This window comes from Roseburia sp. AM59-24XD, assembly GCF_003478445.1.
Taxonomy (GTDB): Bacteria; Bacillota; Clostridia; order Lachnospirales; family Lachnospiraceae; genus Jutongia.
In genome coordinates this window covers 1-19,126 of the sequence record NZ_QUET01000031.1, presented here as the reverse complement: position 1 = coordinate 19,126, position 19,126 = coordinate 1, and the positions used below count along the sequence as shown (strand labels likewise).

The 19,126-nt window shown below is 41.2% G+C and carries 18 protein-coding genes; 2 read left to right on the top strand and 16 right to left on the bottom strand.

What is annotated here, in order from left to right:
• Positions 1 to 351: 351 nt before the first annotated feature.
• From DXA20_RS13430 to DXA20_RS16905, 3 genes are all read right to left on the bottom strand, one after another.
• Entirely contained in the window at positions 352 to 1,269 is a 918-nt protein-coding gene (locus tag DXA20_RS13430) for a serine hydrolase domain-containing protein (RefSeq protein ID WP_118561482.1), read from the bottom strand.
• A gap of 106 nt (positions 1,270 to 1,375) precedes the next feature.
• The gene (locus tag DXA20_RS13425) at positions 1,376 to 2,404 is read right to left on the bottom strand and encodes a glycoside hydrolase family 172 protein (protein ID WP_226947204.1); all 1,029 of its coding nucleotides are present in this window, start codon (positions 2,402 to 2,404) and stop codon (positions 1,376 to 1,378) included.
• Positions 2,405 to 2,528: 124 nt separating this feature from the next.
• Positions 2,529 to 2,663 (bottom strand): hypothetical protein, encoded by a 135-nt coding sequence (locus tag DXA20_RS16905; protein WP_243100676.1) that lies wholly within the window; start codon positions 2,661 to 2,663, stop codon positions 2,529 to 2,531.
• Between the two features lie 212 nt (positions 2,664 to 2,875).
• Here DXA20_RS16905 and DXA20_RS16465 point away from each other — a divergent pair, with 212 nt between their 5' ends.
• Positions 2,876 to 3,103 carry a hypothetical protein gene (locus DXA20_RS16465; RefSeq protein ID WP_199877088.1) on the top strand — a complete coding sequence of 76 codons (228 nt, stop codon included), beginning with the start codon at positions 2,876 to 2,878 and terminating at the stop codon, positions 3,101 to 3,103.
• A gap of 497 nt (positions 3,104 to 3,600) precedes the next feature.
• On the opposite strand, the gene DXA20_RS17210 is transcribed toward DXA20_RS16465, so the two are convergent.
• From DXA20_RS17210 to DXA20_RS13360, 11 genes are all read right to left on the bottom strand, one after another.
• A complete protein-coding gene (locus DXA20_RS17210) occupies positions 3,601 to 3,729 on the bottom strand; it encodes a hypothetical protein (RefSeq protein WP_279222380.1) in 129 nt (42 codons plus the stop codon).
• A gap of 415 nt (positions 3,730 to 4,144) precedes the next feature.
• Positions 4,145 to 5,038, bottom strand: a complete 894-nt coding sequence (locus DXA20_RS13405; RefSeq protein ID WP_118561476.1) for an RsiV family protein — start codon at positions 5,036 to 5,038, stop codon at positions 4,145 to 4,147.
• A gap of 45 nt (positions 5,039 to 5,083) precedes the next feature.
• Positions 5,084 to 5,608 (bottom strand): DUF4300 family protein, encoded by a 525-nt coding sequence (locus DXA20_RS17205; protein ID WP_279222379.1) that lies wholly within the window; start codon positions 5,606 to 5,608, stop codon positions 5,084 to 5,086.
• Positions 5,609 to 5,661: 53 nt separating this feature from the next.
• Positions 5,662 to 5,979 carry a DUF4300 family protein gene (locus tag DXA20_RS17200; protein WP_118561472.1) on the bottom strand — a complete coding sequence of 106 codons (318 nt, stop codon included), beginning with the start codon at positions 5,977 to 5,979 and terminating at the stop codon, positions 5,662 to 5,664.
• 51 nt (positions 5,980 to 6,030) lie between these two features.
• Positions 6,031 to 6,636, bottom strand: a complete 606-nt coding sequence (locus DXA20_RS13390; protein ID WP_199877087.1) for an RNA polymerase sigma factor — start codon at positions 6,634 to 6,636, stop codon at positions 6,031 to 6,033.
• Positions 6,637 to 6,754: 118 nt separating this feature from the next.
• On the bottom strand, positions 6,755 to 8,509 hold the full coding sequence (locus DXA20_RS13385; RefSeq protein WP_118561470.1) for an acyltransferase family protein: 1,755 nt from the start codon (positions 8,507 to 8,509) through the stop codon (positions 6,755 to 6,757).
• 165 nt (positions 8,510 to 8,674) lie between these two features.
• Positions 8,675 to 9,460, bottom strand: coding sequence for a helix-turn-helix domain-containing protein (locus DXA20_RS13380; protein WP_118561468.1), 786 nt, complete (start codon positions 9,458 to 9,460; stop codon positions 8,675 to 8,677).
• Positions 9,461 to 9,750: 290 nt separating this feature from the next.
• On the bottom strand, positions 9,751 to 11,241 hold the full coding sequence (galT, locus tag DXA20_RS13375; protein WP_118561466.1) for a UDP-glucose--hexose-1-phosphate uridylyltransferase: 1,491 nt from the start codon (positions 11,239 to 11,241) through the stop codon (positions 9,751 to 9,753).
• Positions 11,242 to 11,255: 14 nt separating this feature from the next.
• Positions 11,256 to 12,257, bottom strand: coding sequence for a UDP-glucose 4-epimerase GalE (galE, locus tag DXA20_RS13370; protein ID WP_118561464.1), 1,002 nt, complete (start codon positions 12,255 to 12,257; stop codon positions 11,256 to 11,258).
• Between the two features lie 87 nt (positions 12,258 to 12,344).
• Positions 12,345 to 13,727: an MFS transporter gene (locus tag DXA20_RS13365; protein WP_118561462.1), complete on the bottom strand. Its 1,383-nt coding sequence runs from the start codon at positions 13,725 to 13,727 to the stop codon at positions 12,345 to 12,347.
• Between the two features lie 160 nt (positions 13,728 to 13,887).
• The gene (locus tag DXA20_RS13360) at positions 13,888 to 16,926 is read right to left on the bottom strand and encodes a glycoside hydrolase family 2 TIM barrel-domain containing protein (protein ID WP_118561460.1); all 3,039 of its coding nucleotides are present in this window, start codon (positions 16,924 to 16,926) and stop codon (positions 13,888 to 13,890) included.
• Between the two features lie 363 nt (positions 16,927 to 17,289).
• On the opposite strand from DXA20_RS13360, the gene DXA20_RS13355 reads away from it, so the two are divergent.
• Complete coding sequence (locus DXA20_RS13355) at positions 17,290 to 18,147, top strand: helix-turn-helix transcriptional regulator (protein ID WP_118561458.1); 858 nt, start codon at positions 17,290 to 17,292, stop codon at positions 18,145 to 18,147.
• 127 nt (positions 18,148 to 18,274) lie between these two features.
• On the opposite strand, the gene DXA20_RS13350 is transcribed toward DXA20_RS13355, so the two are convergent.
• Both DXA20_RS13350 and DXA20_RS13345 read right to left on the bottom strand, forming a co-directional pair.
• Positions 18,275 to 18,589 (bottom strand): type II toxin-antitoxin system RelE/ParE family toxin, encoded by a 315-nt coding sequence (locus DXA20_RS13350; RefSeq protein ID WP_118561456.1) that lies wholly within the window; start codon positions 18,587 to 18,589, stop codon positions 18,275 to 18,277.
• Positions 18,579 to 18,866 carry a type II toxin-antitoxin system RelB/DinJ family antitoxin gene (locus DXA20_RS13345; RefSeq protein WP_118561504.1) on the bottom strand — a complete coding sequence of 96 codons (288 nt, stop codon included), beginning with the start codon at positions 18,864 to 18,866 and terminating at the stop codon, positions 18,579 to 18,581. The genes DXA20_RS13350 and DXA20_RS13345 overlap by 11 nt, the downstream gene beginning before the upstream one ends.
• Between the last annotated feature and the right edge of the window lie 260 nt (positions 18,867 to 19,126).

Genomic DNA, 19,126 nt, shown 5'->3' with positions numbered 1-19,126 from the left:
TTGCCATTTGGCACCTTCTCAATGTTAGTGTTGTAGTATACGATTATTATTAAAAGTACAACCACATAATATGTATTGCAGTCAAATATCATAAACAAACCGACACTTAACCGACATTCAAACCGACATTTTTATGTAAGTGAAAAGAAGTCCCCGAAGGAACTTCTTTCGCCACAAATCATATTCTTTTTTATCGAGGGAAGTCCGGTTGATGATCCTACTGTTTTACAAAATAGGAGTACAATGGGGGTACAAATCCCATCCACATTCCCTAAAAGCCTTGATTTTAAGCCTTTTCAGCCAAAAGTACGGTTTCTGGGCAAATTATAGCATATTGTTGCAAGTCTATTCTTACAATTCCATCAGAAAATGTTCATGCAGCGCACGTTTCACCTGATCGAAATTACCTCGCTCCGGACATTGGATGGAAACAACCAATCCCTTCTCTGGGAGAATCGTTGTAATCTGTCCGAATGCGCCATCAGCACGATAGGATCCTGGATATGGACTGATCCAGAACTGATAGCCATATCCTACATGCCAGAGATCTGCAGATGGCTCGAAAGTAAATTTCGGGGTGGACACCTCCTGCACCCAGTCCCTGCTGACAATCTGCTCGCCCTTCCAGTTACCCTCAGCCAGATAAAGCTGTCCCAGTTTCATCATCTCGGTACAAGTCAGATACATACCTCCGCCGCCATTCGGATGTCCCTGTGGATCATGCTCCCAGAGCGGCCATCCCATATCAAGGGGCTGGAATACCTTCTCATACAGATACTCTCCCATCCGCTTGCCAACGGCCCGTTCTACCATATGAGCAGCCAGAATACTGTCGGCAGAGGAATAGCAGAATGCACTGCCTGGCTCCACAGGAACCGGCTGTGCCATCATATATTTCTCATAATCCGGTGCGCCGATGCCCGGACGTCTGTCCGCATTCATCAGAAGTGCCTTACCAAAGCCACTGGACATGCAGAGCAGATGTTTCAACTGAATCTTCTCCAGATTTGGATCCGGATTTGAAGGAAGTTTATCTTTAAACACTTCCGCCACATGATCTTCCAGGCTTAGTTTTCCCTCTTCTATTGCGAGTCCAACTGCTGTTACCGTAAAACTCTTGGTATGTGAATAAATATTTCTCGGTGCATTTGCTGCGTAGTGCATCTCACAGAGTACCTTGTTCTCATCTCCGACACTGATAGCTTCCAGCGGCAGATTGTGGCTGCTGGCATAACGACGAAATTCCAAAAACTTCTCTTCCAGTAACATAATACCTCTATCCTTTCCGGCAAATCTCTGATGTCAGTCCGATATAACCGATGCGACGTGTCGCAAGGTTAAAACCAATCTATCTGACATCTCCAATCTGGTTCTATTATCTCATACACATCTCTGCATCTGTCGGCAGTGGCATCAGCGGTGCGGACGGCAGGGTCTGATACCAATAAGCAACACTGGTGTAATCATCGTAACGCGGTCCGGTCCAGCCCATGTTGTCAAGTGTCATACGAAACTTATTCTCAAAACGGATCGGGTCTGCAATATGGAAATGATACAGCAGGAATCTCTGCTGTCCGTTATAGAATTCCCGGTTGTCTCCATAGATTGCATACATGCCGGTATATAAGCCGCTGAAGGTCTGATAGCTCTTGATGATGATGTCATTTCCAAATCCATAGGAACCGCCGAAGTAGTCTTCAGTTCCGGTATAGTGGATAGACGGATACGGATCATCGTCCAGATACATGCGGGCTTCGCCTTCTACCCAACAGGTATTGTTGCCATTCATACCAGTTGCCAGAGTCACACCAACAAATTGTCCCCTGCCTTCGATTCCGTCAACGATTGTGTAGGTACGACCCTTCTGAACCGGGTGCTCTTGGCGATAGGTGGCATGGAAATAACCAGCCTCCGCCGGAATCTCCTGATAAGCTCCGGTGATAATATAATAGAGATTTTCATCCTTGTCACCACGGTTTTCCATCGTGATCCGAGCTCTCTTATGGAACGGCATCTCAAAATAGCTGTTATAGCCGCGACCAGGAGCTACCAGCATCATGGCAGAATTCAACACCGGATATTTGCCATCCCGGTCCACGAAATTTTCATCATAGGCACATCCGAAGAATGCAGAGAGCGGAGCTTCCACAGACGGATATTCCTGATCATCCCAATACATACGGATGATAAAATGGTGCCCGACATATCCGGTAAACCACATATGCTGGATCACACCCGGTCCTGCAGCATCTACCAGAGTTACGGTTTCCCCTGCAGGAATCGTCACGGTCGGACGAAGCTTGGTGCAGTCACCGCCCTGGGAACCACCTGCGCGTACACCGGTTGGATTCTCTGCTGAAAATGCAAACGTTTTGGAGTTCTGAATCATACAATAGTTGTTCATATTCTTCTCCTCTCTGATCAAACCTGGATCATCTGAAATTATTGCTTACTACGCTATCGCGTTTCTCTATTCACTATAAATTCACTATAACATTTATCTCCCATGAAGTGACGGAATTACAGAATCATTCCGTCTGCGCCTTCTCATTTTCTTCCCGGATAATCTCCTTTAATTCTTTTCGCATCACATCCAGTGGAGCCTTCTGTCCGGTCCATAATTCGATCTGAGCAGCCTCTGGAACTGGACATACCAAGACCATTCAGGATTTTGCAGCCCTTCTTCTCAGCATTTTTCAGGAATGCGGTCTTGGACGGGTTGTAGCAGGCATCAAAATAAAACTGTCCTGGCCTGATTAGTTCAAATCTTTGTATATGGGTTTTTGTATTGCCCGTGGTTTTGTGTTCTGTCACCGTATTGAAGGTTTTTCGTCTTTCTTAAGTGACTCCCTTGTGATCTTTTTCATATCAAGGAATGGCAGCCCTGATGATGCGTCTGCTCGACAATCTCCAATACAAGGCCGCCATCAATCGGTATATTCATCATGACGCATATAAGGTGCTGGCGGTTCTCATCCCCGATAGCGTTCAGCAGCTTCCGGCATTGTTTAAATTCCGCCTCCAGTTTATGGACCTCTTCGCAAAACAGATTCATGGTATAACCATCTCCTTTATTCAAGCGCTTAAACTGATTATACCATAAATCTATGAACAAAGTTTATCTGTAAAGAAAATTGATACAGAGTTTTTCAAAATCGGTCCATCTGCTCCAAAGCATCCTTCCAGCATTTCTCTCCTCCCCGCAGGAACTTCTTTCACCACAAATCATATTCATTTTTATCGAGGACAGTCCGGTTAACAAATTCCAACCCGAAAGTTTTGCTTTTAGGTTGTCGCGGTACACTCGCGCAAAATAGGGGTACAATGGGTGCACAAATACCATTCTCATTTTCCAAAAGCCTTGATTTTAAGCCACTTCAGACAAAAGTACGGATTCTGCCGTGGCAGATGAATAAAACTCTAATCATAATTTCTCATATCCTTTTAACACCGTTCAACACCTGAAATCTCTTACCACATCAATAATATTGAAACGATATATAATTTTTCATTATTTTCTTATTACACCCTGTAAATTACTATTTTCTTTCATAATGACAAGGTGTAAAATCAAGGTTTTTGCACCTTGTCATTATGAAGTTAAAAATTAAATAACTCTTCCTCTTCATTGTTTTCTAACTCCATTGTTTTCAGCGATTCCTGCATAATCATATTATTTTCCATTTGTGCTATGTTTAGCATCTCATCCCTCACATCATCTACTTGCAAATGAGTATATCTCCTTTGTGTCTGCCCTACCGATCCTGGCGCATCTGCGGCACGGCGCAATGCGTAACTGTTCCTTACGTCCAGTGAAATCATCGTATTCAGTTGTCCATGTCTGAAAGGATTATTTCCTGTGGACACATCTAAATTATAAAAGTGGATTTTGAAAAATGGTAGACTATTTGTATTTGTTCCGATATAAATATTGATTTTGTCACGGTTTAGCGTTAAACATCATTTTCACATTACGGATTATATTCTTATCCTTAGTCTGCTCCTATAAACAAAATAAAAAGGTAACTAAGAATTTTTTCTCAATTACCTTTCATTATCGTTCTATACAACTTATGACGGATAAAAACAGGCTATACCCTCCTACAGATTTTTATCACAACTCCTATCCTCCCCTACAGGATCATCATTCATTTTTTTGAAGTTCTTTCACCACTTTTTGTGGGATAACAAAATGAAGTGTTCCCATGGAAGCCGGTGCTACATCCCCCTCTGCAAAGCAGATCACTATTTCATCTTTTCCATTGATATAAAACTGTTGGTTTTCATCAATCTTGTCAAACAATGCTGCCGGTGTATCTGTATCCAGAAAATACACATTATTTTCATCCTTTTTCATATTTTGGCGCATCTGTTTCTTGATCTGTGCCGTAAGTACATCTACATAATCCGCATTCTCCGGGAACAGATTCGATAATTCCAGCAGGTTTCCGGTACTCTTTTCTATCGTATAGAAGGCATCCGCCTGGTATCCATCTGCCTGGGAGGAGAACGCAGACAGCATAACACAATAATATTTCGAAGAGTTCGTGACCACCTTGCTATCCACGGTCAGAGAGGAGTAGCCCAACGCCCCGACCTGCTTCTTAAATTCTTTGAGCAGCTTCTCGGTCTTTTGCTCCATCTGCGCATTGATCTCTTTGACTGATTTGTGCGCCTGTTTTCCGGTTTTCTCGGAGTCATCCATCCCCGCCTTATCTGCATAGATTTTATTCCATTTTACGTCTGCACTATGCCTTCCATCATCAAACCGGTATTCCCGGAATGTAACCAGCTTAAAGTATTCTCCTATCACCGGCAGACTCTGCATGGCATAAGCCGTTGCTTTATTAAGATTTGGAAGCAGAATACTCAATGCTAGCATGGCTGCCATGCCGGCAGCAACATACCATCTGTGAGGTTGTTTCTTCGTGACAGCACAAGCAGCATAATCTGCCTCCTTCACATAGCAGTCCCGTATTCCTCCCATTGCCTGCAGCAGTTCCTTGCTGCTGATTGTATTTTTGATCCTTCGGCTCATCTGATTCCTCCATTACATGCATTTGAAAATTCGTTACTATCCGTTCTATCGGTCAGACACTGCATGATATTCCTTCATCAGCTTTGTATTTTCCATAATAAATGGCTTTGCCGTATCCTGCCCCCATTCCGTGTCATACATTCCCATCAGATAATCATTCAGCTGTTCTTTGCTTTCAAAACGGGTTACCTGATAAGGAAGTTGGAATGACAGCTTTTCAATAAACAGATATTTATGATTCTTTGTCGGCACCAGCACGCCGGTATGACCCACAAACAGTTCATTTTCCGTTTTGCTGAAACTGGAATGCAAAACGACGCTGATCAGAGTTGCCTTTGTCTTGCCGGAAACAGAAATCTTTTTGTTTTTCCAATCCTTTGCCCAAATTGCTGCATGTGTTGCCACATTCTTCGTATATTTCGTCTGCACCGTAGAGAATATACTCTCAAATGCTTTTCTCTGCTTTCCTGAAAACTTCTTAGTCGGTGCATTCTTTAACGCATCCTGATCCATAAACAGCTGCGACGGATTCGCTTTTCCGGTATTGCCGACCTTAATATAGTCCTTCATCAGATCATAGGCAGTAATCCTGCAGTTATAACCGATAAACAGTTTATTTTTCTTCAGCCAGAGCTACTGATCCGGTTTTCATTATATACCGGTGGCTTTTTTCCCATCTTTTTGAAGCCTTTTTTTACCAGACTGGTATTTTTGATGGTTTTATTGTAGCTTACAACATCCTTCAGCCACGCATCCGCTGTTTTGGCAGAGATTCCCGCTGACAAAAGGGCACTCCTTACTTCTTTTCGTGACCTTGCATCTGCAAGATTGGAATATGCCGGCTTCTGTTGTTCTGCCGCCACAGACACCTCTCCTGTCGCAAACATACTGACTAACATTGCAGTCAATAAAACATAACACAATATCTTTTTCTTTGACATAACTATTACCTCATTTCTTAATGCAGTCCTGATTTTTTCACAGGCTTGTTTCTAAATATGATATCCTTCCTTTAGCAAATGTATCTTTAAGGACTTCCGCATACGGTGCAATCCCACCTTGACTGCGGACTCCGTCATATGAAAATGCTCTGCAATCTGGTATATCTCATCCAGATAAAAATACCTTCGGACAAAGATCTGTCGTTTTTTTGACGGCAGTCCGTCCAGATACCGGTTGATTGCTTCCTCAAGATCCCTCCGGTCCATTTCCTCTCTCACATTATCATGCGCCAACGATGCACACTCCTTTAATTCCTCCAACGACTGATCCACACTGTCCCCACAGCGTTTTCCGGCATGCAGATGATCATATCGGTTGATTGCCAGATTTCTGGTTATTTTGCCCACATATGCCGACAAAATCTCAGGTACTGTCGGCGGAATGGACTCCCACAGCTTCAGCCAGGTATCATTTAGGCACTCCCTGACATCCTCTCCATTTCCTAAAATACGATAGGCGATGGAACTGCAATATCTTTCATACTTGTCCGCAGCATTTTTAATGGCAGCCTCATCACGGCACAGAAATTGCGCAATAATCTCCCGGTCATCCCATGCCATTTGTTCCCCCTTTGAATTGTATGATGATTCTGCCATTTTTTCCTCCTTTTGCCACTGCAGGTCTACTCCTCCTGATTCTTTGTAATGCATTTCCGGCTGTTGTTGTCGATTGCATCATAATATAGTTTTGCATAGGCTTTGCATCCGGAAGAGGTCAGATGTACTCCATCGGATACAAACCACTTCGGGTGTCCTTCTGCAAGAGATGCCCAGTCAATAATCTGCACATTTTGGTATTGCTCTGCCATGGATCGGATCTGGTGATTAGACTCTTCCTGCCACTGCAAATGCTCCCCGAGGCTGTGACCCAATAAATCTGCCGATCCTTTCCAATCGCACGGATCAACTCTTTGCCGGTAGCATCCGAAAAGGTTCCGTTCGTTCCCAGCGCAAGCACGACCGTATCTCCTAATTTCCCTTTTGATTTCAGGTCTTTAACAATATCCTTCGCCTGAATAACCTGTCTGGATACCTTGGCATCAATCAGACAGTCCGGCAGCTTTTTCTTTACTTCCCCGGAAGCACCAAGCAAAACGGAATCACCAATTGCGGTAATACTCTGCCCACGGATGCCGGCATTGTCATCTTGATCCGTTTTCTCTAAGGGAGCCTTTTTTATCTTTTCTGTTTCCCCGGCAGCCGGTGCTTTCTCTTTTGAAGCTTTTCCCTCGTCAGCAATCCTCCTGTGTTGTTGCTGTGACATTGCCTGTGCTTTTACGGCAGTATCCTTCACAGCGTCCCCCGGAAGCTGATGTGCAGTGATCACACAGACAGCCAATACAATACAGGCTACAGAGAATCCGGTGCTGGTATAACCTATGACAACACCATCCCCCTTCGGGTCCTGTTTTTTCTTATATTGAAAAAATACCATCAGTCCATGCATCGCAGATGCCGCAAAAACCATCAGTATCATCTGTACACACCAGGATTCCGGACCAAAGTTTTTCTTATAATACCCAAACAGAAAAATGATCGGATACATCCACAGATAAAGCTCATAACTTATTCTTCCTACTAAGGCAAAGGGACTTTTGTCTAGCCATTCCCCCGTACTTCCCGCCGAAATCAGCAAAAGAATCAGTGCACAAAGTATTCCATCTGCAAACATTCCCCCTTGGTATATATACGGCATCTGCCCTTCCGCTATGAAATAGGCTCCCGTCATCACCACGAGCCCTGCTGCTGTCAGGCTGTTTATAAACCATAACGGCAGCCTTCTTTGTACAAAGGATATCACATCCTTCTGAATCATTGCAATAAACATTCCCAAAAACAGGGCATATATTCTTGTATCTGTCCCATAATAAAGCCTTGATACATCCTCTGTCGGACGATAGATAATGCTCATACGAAGTCCACCAAGAATCACCAGAACAAGCACAGCTGTTCTGGCAACCGTCATGGATGTATGCTTCTTCAGTTTCCGAAGAAGCCAAAACAACAGCGGCCACATAAGATAAAACTGCATTTCTATGGCAATCGCCCACAGATGTGTGTATGGTGACTGCTGGCTCATCCTTGCAAAATAAGATGCATTCTGCCGGATCTGCCAGAAATTGTTATATCCCCCAACAACGCTTAAAACCTCACCGTCCTTGCCCTTTGCCACCTCCGGCATACTGACCGCCAGAATGCCCCACACTGCAATGATCATAATGAGCAGAGGAGGATAAATCCTTATACAACGCTTTTTATAAAATCTGCCTGCTGCATATTTCCCATGTTCCAGGTCCCATACGGATGTTTTATAGATCAGATATCCGGACAGTACTAAAAACATATTGACTCCGAGAAAGCCGCCCGGAAACCGCCCCGGCATTACATGGTAAAGGACAACTCCCAATATAGCAAAACCCCTTAACGCATCCATCCCTTCTATGTGCCGTTTTTTCTTTTGTTCCTTCATTTTCCTGCTTCCTTCCTACCGCAATAAGTTTTTTTTTGCGCGCTATATATTATGACAGCAATTTGAAACAAAAGGTTACATTTTTATTATTTTTTCATATCATCCCGCAGGCACCTAAGATAACCGATCAACCTTTCTCGGTATTCTTCCGGAAGATATCGCATTTCATCTTTTGTTTTTCCGATATTCACTTGGTGCGGTTTTATAGCGTTCTTTAAACACTCTGTTAAATGTTCTCTGACTGTCAAAACCGCTGTCCAGACAGATATTCAGGATCGTATCACTGGTATTTACCAATCTTGTACATGCATAGCTCAATCTGGCATCATTAAGATACTGATTGAAATTACGATGAAATGTTTTAGAAAATACTCGTGACAAGACATACTTACTTACTCCAAGATCATGCGCCATCTCCTCTAGAGAAAATTTTTTCCTAAAATTTCCCGACACATAAGATACTGTTCTGTATATCAAATCATCACTCCCCACGCAACTTTTTTCCACCAATTCCATTTTTCCTATACATCTTGCCAGCACAATTTGAACATAAGCTTGAACAATCATAGGTTCGTTTTCTTCCATTTGGATAATCGCCTGAATTGCATGATAAACATCTGGTTCAATCTGCCCCGCACGAATAACCGGATATTTAGGAGCATATCCTTGTATTTTATCTTTAAATACTCCTGCAAAAGAAGACGGAACCAAGATATAATCCGCCCGGCTCGTTTTTTCTGAAAACACTTGATAATGATGAATAATATCAGAAAAGACAAATCCGATATCACCCTTTTCCATATGATATAATTCCTGCCCCACTCCCATCTCAAGTGTTCCTTCCGTTACACACACAATCTCCAATGCATTATGTAAATGTGGAGATACATGTTTTGACACTCTTTGCGCCGCATATACCTCTTCCTTTGTTTCCTTAAACGTCAAATGCATTGATATATCTCCCCTTTATTACTTAATTGTTGATTTCCTCTGCAACATTTGTCTACATTTTCTTTTAATTTGGCAAGCATTCTTATCCAGCCTGTCCTATAATGAACTTGCAAACAAGGAAAGGAGGAATACAAAATGAGCAGATTCAAAAATTATATGAACAACCTTTTAGCCTTCTATGAAGGATACTTTGAGCATGTATATCATGCATAATCCGGCTAAAAGGACTATTTGTGAAAACTGAATACTGAAAAAGCAGACCACTTCACAAATGTGAAATGGTCCTTTTTTTATATGCAGTCCAAAAATCGCTGAAAAGCTGCCTTTCCTTCCGGTGTTCTCTTATAAACACCTGCACATTCCAAAACTTTTGCAAAAACAATTCCTATTTCCTTTTGCACGATTGCATGAATATTGTCGTCTGTGATTTCATAGTTTGGCATCCATTTCTCTGCCCACTCTGCATGTAATTTTGTCAAATCGCTTTCCCACAGATTCTCCTTATTCAATATTCTGCGTTCCAGCTCTGCCATTTCTTTTTGCAGTCTGGCAGGAAGAACCGCTAAGCCCATCACCTCAATCAAGCCAATATTTTCTTTTTTGATATGATGGTATTCCGGATGCGGATGATATACACCCATTGGGAACTCCTCTGTCGTAATATTGTTTCGCAGTACCAGATCTAACTCAAATAGGTTGCCCTTTTTTCTCGCAATCGGTGTGATCGTGTTATGTGGTACTCCATTGGTTTCGCTGAAAATAAACGCTTTCTCATCGGTATATCTGCGCCAAAGCATCAAGATATGATCTACTGCCTTCACTATTGATTCGGTATTTTCTCCCTGCAGGCGAATCACAGACATAGGCCATTTTACAATTCCTGCATGAATGTCCAGAAATTGTTTTAATGAAAATTCCATCTCATAAGGAGCCTTTGCCATTGCAAATTCATATCCGCCTCCTTGAAAATGATCATGGCTCAGTATAGAACCACCTACTATCGGGAGATCTGCATTCGATCCTGCCGTATAATGTGGAAACTGCCGCACAAAATCCAACAATTTGGCAAAAACCGCTTTATCAATTTTCATTGGAATATGCTTATCATTAAAGATAATGCAGTGTTCGTTATAATATACATACGGTGAATACTGCAGATTGTATTTTTCTCCACATAAAGTGATTGGTATAATCCGATGATTCTGCCTTGCCGGGTGAGAAAGATGTCCCGCATACCCCTCATTTTCTTTACACAGCAGACAGCTTGGATAACCTGACTTTTTTGCCTTTCCCGCCTTTGCAATATCACGAGGATCTTTTTCCGGTTTTGAAAGATTGATGGTTATGTCTATTTCTCCAAATTCTGTATCTGCCGCCCATTTTTCGTCTTTTGCGATCCGGTCGGTTCTAATGTAATTTGTTGCCTGGCTAAATTGATAATAAAAATCTGTGGCAGTTTTTGGTGAAATATTATACTTTTCAAAAAACTGCCTGCGGACTACCGATGGTGGAGGCGTTAATTCTCCCATAATCTTTGTATCAAACAGATCTTTTTCTGTGACTGTCTGTTCTTCCAGCATCCCCTGTTGGTATGCGTATTCCAACATATCATTTAAAATCTGTGACAGTTTTCTCGGCTGAACCTGTTCTACCACTCCATCGTGTTCCGTTAAACGGAACAGTTCCAATAAACGGTTCGTTACATATACTTCATCTGCAGGATCAACTAAGCCCCTCTTTAATCCATACGCAACAAGTTCATTGATACACTCATTTATCATGGTACTTCCCCCCTTTACACATTCTGGTATCCATTGGGATGATTTTTATGCCAGTTCCATGCTGTATCTATAATTGTTTCCAAATCTGCATATTGTGGATTCCATCCCAACACTTCCTTTGCTTTCGCACTGGAAGCGATCAGCATAGATGGATCTCCTGACCGACGAGGTTCTTCTTTTGCCGGAATCGGATGACCAGTTACTTTTCTTGCAGTTTCTACAACCTCTTTTACAGTAAATCCCACTCCATTACCAAGATTGAATATATTGCTGTCATTTCCATCACGAAGATATTTCATAGCAAGAATGTGTGCCTGCGCCAGATCATTTACATGAATATAATCTCTGACACAAGTACCATCTTTCGTATCATAATCGTTTCCAAAGATGGAAATATACTCTCTCTTTCCGTTCGGCACCTGCAGAATCAAAGGAATAAGATGCGTTTCCGGATTATGTGCTTCTCCTATCTTTCCATTTGGATGAGCACCACAGGCATTAAAATATCTCAAAGAAACATATCTAAGATCATGTGCAGATGCTGTCCATTTGAACATTTTTTCCATAGACAGCTTTGTTTCGCCGTAACAATTTGTCGGAAGAGTACGGTCTGTCTCCATAATCGGAATGCGTTCCGGTTCTCCATAAGTTGCTGCCGTAGAAGAAAATACAATCTTGTCCACGCCATATGCAACCATACTCTCAAGCAGTATCTCCGTACCACACAGATTGTTATTATAATATTTCAGCGGCTTTATCATGCTTTCACCCACCTGCGAATTTGCCGCAAAGTGGATAACTCCATCTATATTTTCTTTATCAAACACGGAATCTATAAAAGTGCGATTTCGGATGTCCCCCTCATAGAACTTAGCCTCCGGATGAACCGCTGCACGAAATCCCGTCTCAAGATTATCTACAACTACTACATCATTTCCTGCTTCGATCAATTCATAAACTGTGTGGGAACCTATATATCCAGCTCCACCTAATACTAAAATGCTACCCATAACCATTCCTCCTTTTCTTTACGGAACAAAAAGCATTGCCTGTAATTGTTTATTCAATTAAGACAATGCTTTCCTGTTACCAATTTCTGCTCATTACTGCTGAGCAGCTTCTACTGTAATTCCTTTTTCTTTTTTGATCTTTGCATTTGTCTCTTCTACATTCATTCTGGAAAGAATAAACATAATAAGCACATCAAAGATCAGCGGCAGCCAGAGATACATAAACTGCATCATATTCAGTGCAGACTGTGGCTGCACAGCATGAGTTCCTACATATCCGCTAAGTTCTAAGAGCCATCCTACAACTGCTGTTCCAATACCTCCGCCAATCTTAACGCCAAGTGAAGTACAGGAATACATCGTACCATCCACACGCTTTCCCTGTGTCAGGTATGTATACTCGGAACAAGATGCGATCACTGCATTCATGTCTCCCTGCCAAGGTCCCTGTCCTAATGCTGCTAATGCTGTAAATGCCATCATCAAAGGAATACTTCCCATATATCCGGCAACAACAACAAGAGCTCTGCCAATCACAGCAAGGATGTAACCTCTCAAGTTCAGCTTATACATACCCTTCCATTTGCCAACCAGCGTTGGGGTAAAAATTAATGCAATGATAAGAGGAATGTTTACCGCCCAGGCAAATTGTCCAAACAGATTTTTGTTTTTCAAAACCCAGGTCATATAATAAATACCGGCACCGATCATTGCACTATATAACTGCTGTAAAATATAAGTACCACAGATCATCAGATAAAATTTATTCTTTACCAGCAGCTTGAATGCCTGAACCAGCCCATATTTTTCCTCTTCACCTGTTGTGTCTCCTTCATTTAATTCCTCTTCCGGAAGTTCTTTGACAGATAATGCGGAAATAGTATTCACAACCAATCCGATCACTGCATAAATAATTGCAACCATACGCCATGCGGCTGCATCTCCACCACATTTTGCAACAAATCCAACAGTAACTGCCTGAATCAGAAGACTGGTTGAAAAAGCAAAAATGAAACGGTAAGAACCCATCTGCACACGCTCTTTACTGTTCTTGGTAACAAGTGATGTCAGAGCAGAATAAGCAATGTTATTTGCCGTATAAAACACACCATTCAACAGCGTATACGCAATAAAGAACCACGCATACTGTGCCGTCCTGCCAAGACTTGTTGGAACTGCAAAACAGGCTACCAATGTGATCGCACAACCAATGTAACCATACAGCATCCATGGTCTTGCCTTTCCCATCTTACTATGCGTCTTATCAATCATTGATCCAAAAAAGATGTCTGTAAATCCATCGAGTAATTTGGAAACGGCAATCAGTGTTCCCACTATACCGGATGCCAATCCAATCGTATCTGTCAAATATACCATCACAAATGATGTCAGGAATGCATACACTACATTTCCCGCAATATCACCAGATCCGTATCCTATCTTGTTGTACCATTTTAAGTATTTCTTTTCCTCCATAAGAATCGCTCCTTCACTATTTGTTATTTGGAAACCCCTGTAGTCTATCGTTTTTGTCTTTTCTAATTGTTTGTTGTCAATTTTCCAGAGAAAATTTTGACTGTCCGGACAAACTCTCCATCTTCTCTGGAAATTTGCTTTGGTTATCAAGTGTCTTGTATTATCCTTTTACAAACGGAATTAATTCAAACTGAAACTGAAATGCTTCCTCATCAAACCGATATTTATCCATGACATCCGGTCCGCAGCTATTTGAACCAATTCCATTCATTGCATAATCCATACAGAATACGGTGCTATCCGATTCTTTCAATTCATAATTGTGTGATACCCGTTCCAACTCCTCCTGTGTATAAACAGAAGCGTTAAACGAAAATGGATTCTTTGAAACTGCTGCAATTCCACATTGACCATTTGTAAGCTCTACATAATCACAGTCATAATGGCTTCCATTCTCCTGTGGACGAATATAATCTTCATGCATCTGAGCCACCTTCGAACGGAACAATCCATGACAGGAAGCCTGGTGTTTATCCCGGTAGCTTTCCTGTGGTCCCATTCCAAAATAAGCAATCTCATCCATTTTCTTATTCAAAAACATTCGAATTCCAAACCTTGGCAGATCCGGGAATTCTTTATCTTTTACTGCCTCTATAACCGCCTCTATTTTCCCGTCTTCATTGATCTTCCATGTCATTTCCACATCCAAAATCTTTTGTACGGTATCAGCTACCACTGCCAGATGCTCCATGATCAGCACACCGTGCTTGTTCTGAAGCACCTCTATACGGTATGCTCTGGTATAGGCAGCATCATAATGTGCCTTTTTCCATTCCAGTTTTATATACATATCGTTATCCGTAGGAGCCCGCCAAATATTCAATTCCATTGGATGGTTAATATAACTTCTTCCAGCAAACTGCATGTTCTCAAACAATCCGGTACGCTTATCTAAAACATAAGTAAAATCCTTTGCCTGTAATACGATCTGCTTATCGTTTTCCTTAACAGCAATGGTTCCGATTACTTTTTCCTGCTCCAGCCACTTTACAGCCTGTCTGTTTCTATCATCCTCATTTGCAAGCTTCATTTCATCAAAACCTAATTCATACCCCTGTTCAAGCAACGGCATTTCCTTTTTCAACCGGTAAATAAGCTTCAGATAAATCTTACCGGTATTTGGAACCTGCAGCTTCAACTCCACTTCCGCATCACTATGAGGTAATGCAACAACATTTACCAGTTTTCCTTTTTCCACAGTCAAGCCATCCTGTGTCATTTCATAGAAAATATCCACATAATCCTTCAAATCATCAAAATCCATATAATTGTGAAGAACCATCTGTCCGTTTTCTTGGTCATAAGACACGATTCTCACCGGACGATAGACATTTTTATATTCCAGCAGTCCCGTATGCGGTGTACGATCCGGATAGACCAGCCCGTCCATACAGAAATTGCCATCATGAATGGTTTCTCCATGATCCCCTCCATAATAATATCTGGTCTTTCCATTTTCTGCCGTTCCATGTGCGATCGCATGATCACACCATTCCCAGACAAACCCGCCACACATCCGGTCATCCTTATGAATCATCTGAAAATAATCTTCAAAATCTCCCGGTCCATTTCCCATACTATGGCAGTATTCTACCAGCAGAAACGGTTTGCTTCCGTCATTTTTCAGATAATCCTCTATCTCTTGCAGTGACGGATACATCCGGCTGTAAAGATCCAAATTGTCATAATCATAGGTAATATCATAATTACGGTATCTTGCACTTTCGTACTGCGTGATCCTGTCCGGATCAAACTTCTTTGTCCATGCAAGCGCCTTTTCAAAATTACATCCATACGCACTTTCATTTCCCATAGACCACATTACAATGCTTGGACGGTTTTTGTCTCTCTGTACCATAAGCTGGACACGGTCCACAATTGCCTTTTCCCATGCCGGATCATCTGCAATCTTTTCATTCCAACGGCGAAAACGGTTCTGGTCTGTATCCTCCTTCCGATACAGCATAAATGGTCCATGTGCCTCAATATCCGCCTCGTCAATCACCATAAATCCATATTCATCGCACATCTGATAAAAATATGGTGCATTTGGATAATGACTGGAACGAATAGCGTTAAAGTTATGCTGCTTCATCAACATTAAATCCTTTTTGATCTGCTGGACATCGATCACAAATCCTGTCTCCGGATCAGAATCATGGCGGTTGACTCCACGGAATTTAATCTTTTCTCCGTTAAAATAAATAACCTTGTCCTTAATTTCAATCGTCCGGAAACCAATCCGATCAACGATCACTTCATCCGGCATTGTCAAAATAACCTGATACAAATAAGGATTCTCCGCATTCCATAAAACCGGATTTAACACGGTCAGTTCTAATACACCATTCTCTGCTGTTTCCCCTCTTGCTACGACTGCTCCATATTTATCTTCTATAGTAACTTTCGTTTCTACTGGTTCTGCAAAATGCATATCCAATTTCACAACAACGCTGTCTTTTTCTACATCTGTCGTAATGTAATAATCTCTGATTGTCTTTTCCGGTCTTTTCAGCAAATAAACATCTCTGAAAATGCCACTCATCCGAAACTTATCCTGATCCTCCAAATACGATCCATCACACCATTTGAGCACCAGAACCGCTAATGTATTTTCCCCTTCATTCAACAAGTCTGTTACATCAAATTCACTGGTAGCGTGAGGCACCTGACTGTATCCGGCATAAGCACCATTTACCCATACATAAAAACAGCTATCGACACCTTCAAAATTCAGAAATGCTTTTGATGCCTTTTCTTCTCTGTGATATTCAAAGTTATGAACATATGCTCCACATGGAATATCCTGCGGCACATATGGTGGATCGAATGGAAACGGATAACGAATATTCGTGTACTGATGCGTATCATAACCATCCATCTGCCATACACCCGGAACAGTTACCTGATCAAACCCGGAAACATCATAGCCTTTCTCATAAAATGATTCCGTTACGTCATAAATGCTGTTATAATACTGAAACTTCCACTCTCCGTTTAACAGCTGAAAACGATCCGATCTTTCCCGATGCTCCACTAAATCATTCATACGAACTGATGCCGGAATGTAATATGTTCTCGCCGGCATTGTCTTGTCGTGCATAACATTCAAATCTTCATAAAAGCGTGGTACGAGCATTGTGTAATCCTCCTTTAATATATATTTTTTTATTCACCGCATTAGGCAATCAATAAAATACCTTCTGTGTCTCATTATCTTCCGTCCTTGTATTACCTTGAAACCATCATACATTTTTGCAAAGAAAATGTCCATAAACAGAAATGGACAAAATATGCACAAAATGATACACTAAAGTAAATACTGTTTTAGTTCTTCTCAAATATTGACTACTTGTAGTCAGATATTTAGGAAGGGTTAAAACTATATGCGCGTAGCTCTCACCGAAAAACCGTGGATTTTGAGGTGGCATTCACTTTATAACTCCGGTTCACCATTGACTGCTAACAGTCAGACATTTCACTTTCCAAAGGAGGACTCAAAATGTATATAAATTCCGGTTATCACAACCACTCCCTTATCGACTTCAAAGACAAAAGCCGACCACTTATTGTAGGAAGCTGTGGCACCTATCGCCTATCCTCACACCCAAAGCTTCCAACTTATCGTCCCAGAGGAAGACTTGACTTTCAAATCATATATATAGCAGCCGGACGAGCTCATTTTCATTTTGACAACGCAGATGACGATACTGTCGTTACAGCAGGAAACATAGTACTTTACCGCCCCAAGGAATTCCAGAAATATGAATACTATGGCATTGATAAAACAGAAGTTTACTGGGTGCATTTTACCGGAAGTGATGTAAAGAACATTTTAAGAAATTATGGTTTCCCGAATGGCCAGCGTATCTTCCATGTTGGAACATCTCTGGAATACGAACGTATTTTTAAACGCATTATTTTAGAATTGCAAAGATGTCAGGATGATTACGAAGAAATGCTGACACTACTGCTACGCCATTTACTGATCATTTTTCACCGGGAGCTTACTCGTAAACATGTACTAAAAAACGAATACCTCGATCATGAAATGGACACTGCAGCGTCCTATTTTAACGAAAACTATAACCGTGATATCAACATCGAAGAATATGCTATTTCCAGAGGAATGAGTGTCAGTTGGTTTATTCGGAATTTCAAAAATTTTACCGGTACAACACCTATGCAGTTCATCACCTCCATCCGAATCACTAATTCCCAGATGTTATTGGAAACCACAAATTACGCCGTAAATGAAATTGCACGCATTGTCGGTTATGATAACCCACTGTATTTTAGCCGACTGTTTCATAAACAAAAAGGCTGTTCACCATCTGAATATCGAAAACTTTTAAAATGAACCAATAAAAGAGGCTCTTTGAGTGAATGTTTTTCTTATAGAAAAAATCCTCCCCATCTAAGCTAACCCCTAAATCATGTAAAAAATAAGAGACAGCCCCAGTGGGCAGGATTTTATATTCCGGTATTTAATTCATTTTATTTTCATAATCTTGCAATTCATGAAAAATATTATCCACATAAACAGTATCGTTTTCAATACGATAAAGCATAAAATATCGATGCGATAAAAAATTAATTCTTCGATATCCTAACGCTCTTAATTTGGGATTATCACAAAGTTTCAGACTTCCAGCAACATTTGACAGACTTGTTTTTGTTGCTTCGAAATCATTTAATAAATTTCTTGCAGCCTGCTCACTTTTCTTTTCAAACAAAAGATATGTGATGAATCTATCAAGATCCTCCTCTGCATCCCTCATCAAAACAATCTTATAATCCATACTTCATCCTCATATCAGAAACCACAAGATCTGCATCTCTGAACATCCCCTGTTCTCTAGACTTTTCCAATTTTGCAAGCATTTCTGCCTCCGTCATAGGTGCATATGAATTTGATTCTGTCTGCCTTTTTATTTCAAAAGGAAATCCATTTGTCGCAACTGCCTGGGTTAAAAACATTCTGATTGCGGTTGTTGTATCTGTTCCTAAATCCTTAAATAGTGCATCTGATTTACTCTTTAACTCATCGTCTACTCTGACCTGAATTGTACTAGCCATATTCAGCACCTCGCTTCCATCTATTTTCTTCATTATAATGCTAAATCATTTCTATTTCAATAAATTTGTATTGTTATTGCAAATTTGGGAAACTGTTAGGTTACTGCTACTTTTTAATGACTAAGACTTCCCATACCTCAAATTGATGTATGCCCATAATATTTCTTATGTCCTAAAAATCAATGAGACATTTTGCCTCGAAAAACATATTTATCCGTGAGCTGTGACTAAAAAATTGACGCAGATCAGTAGGATTTCTG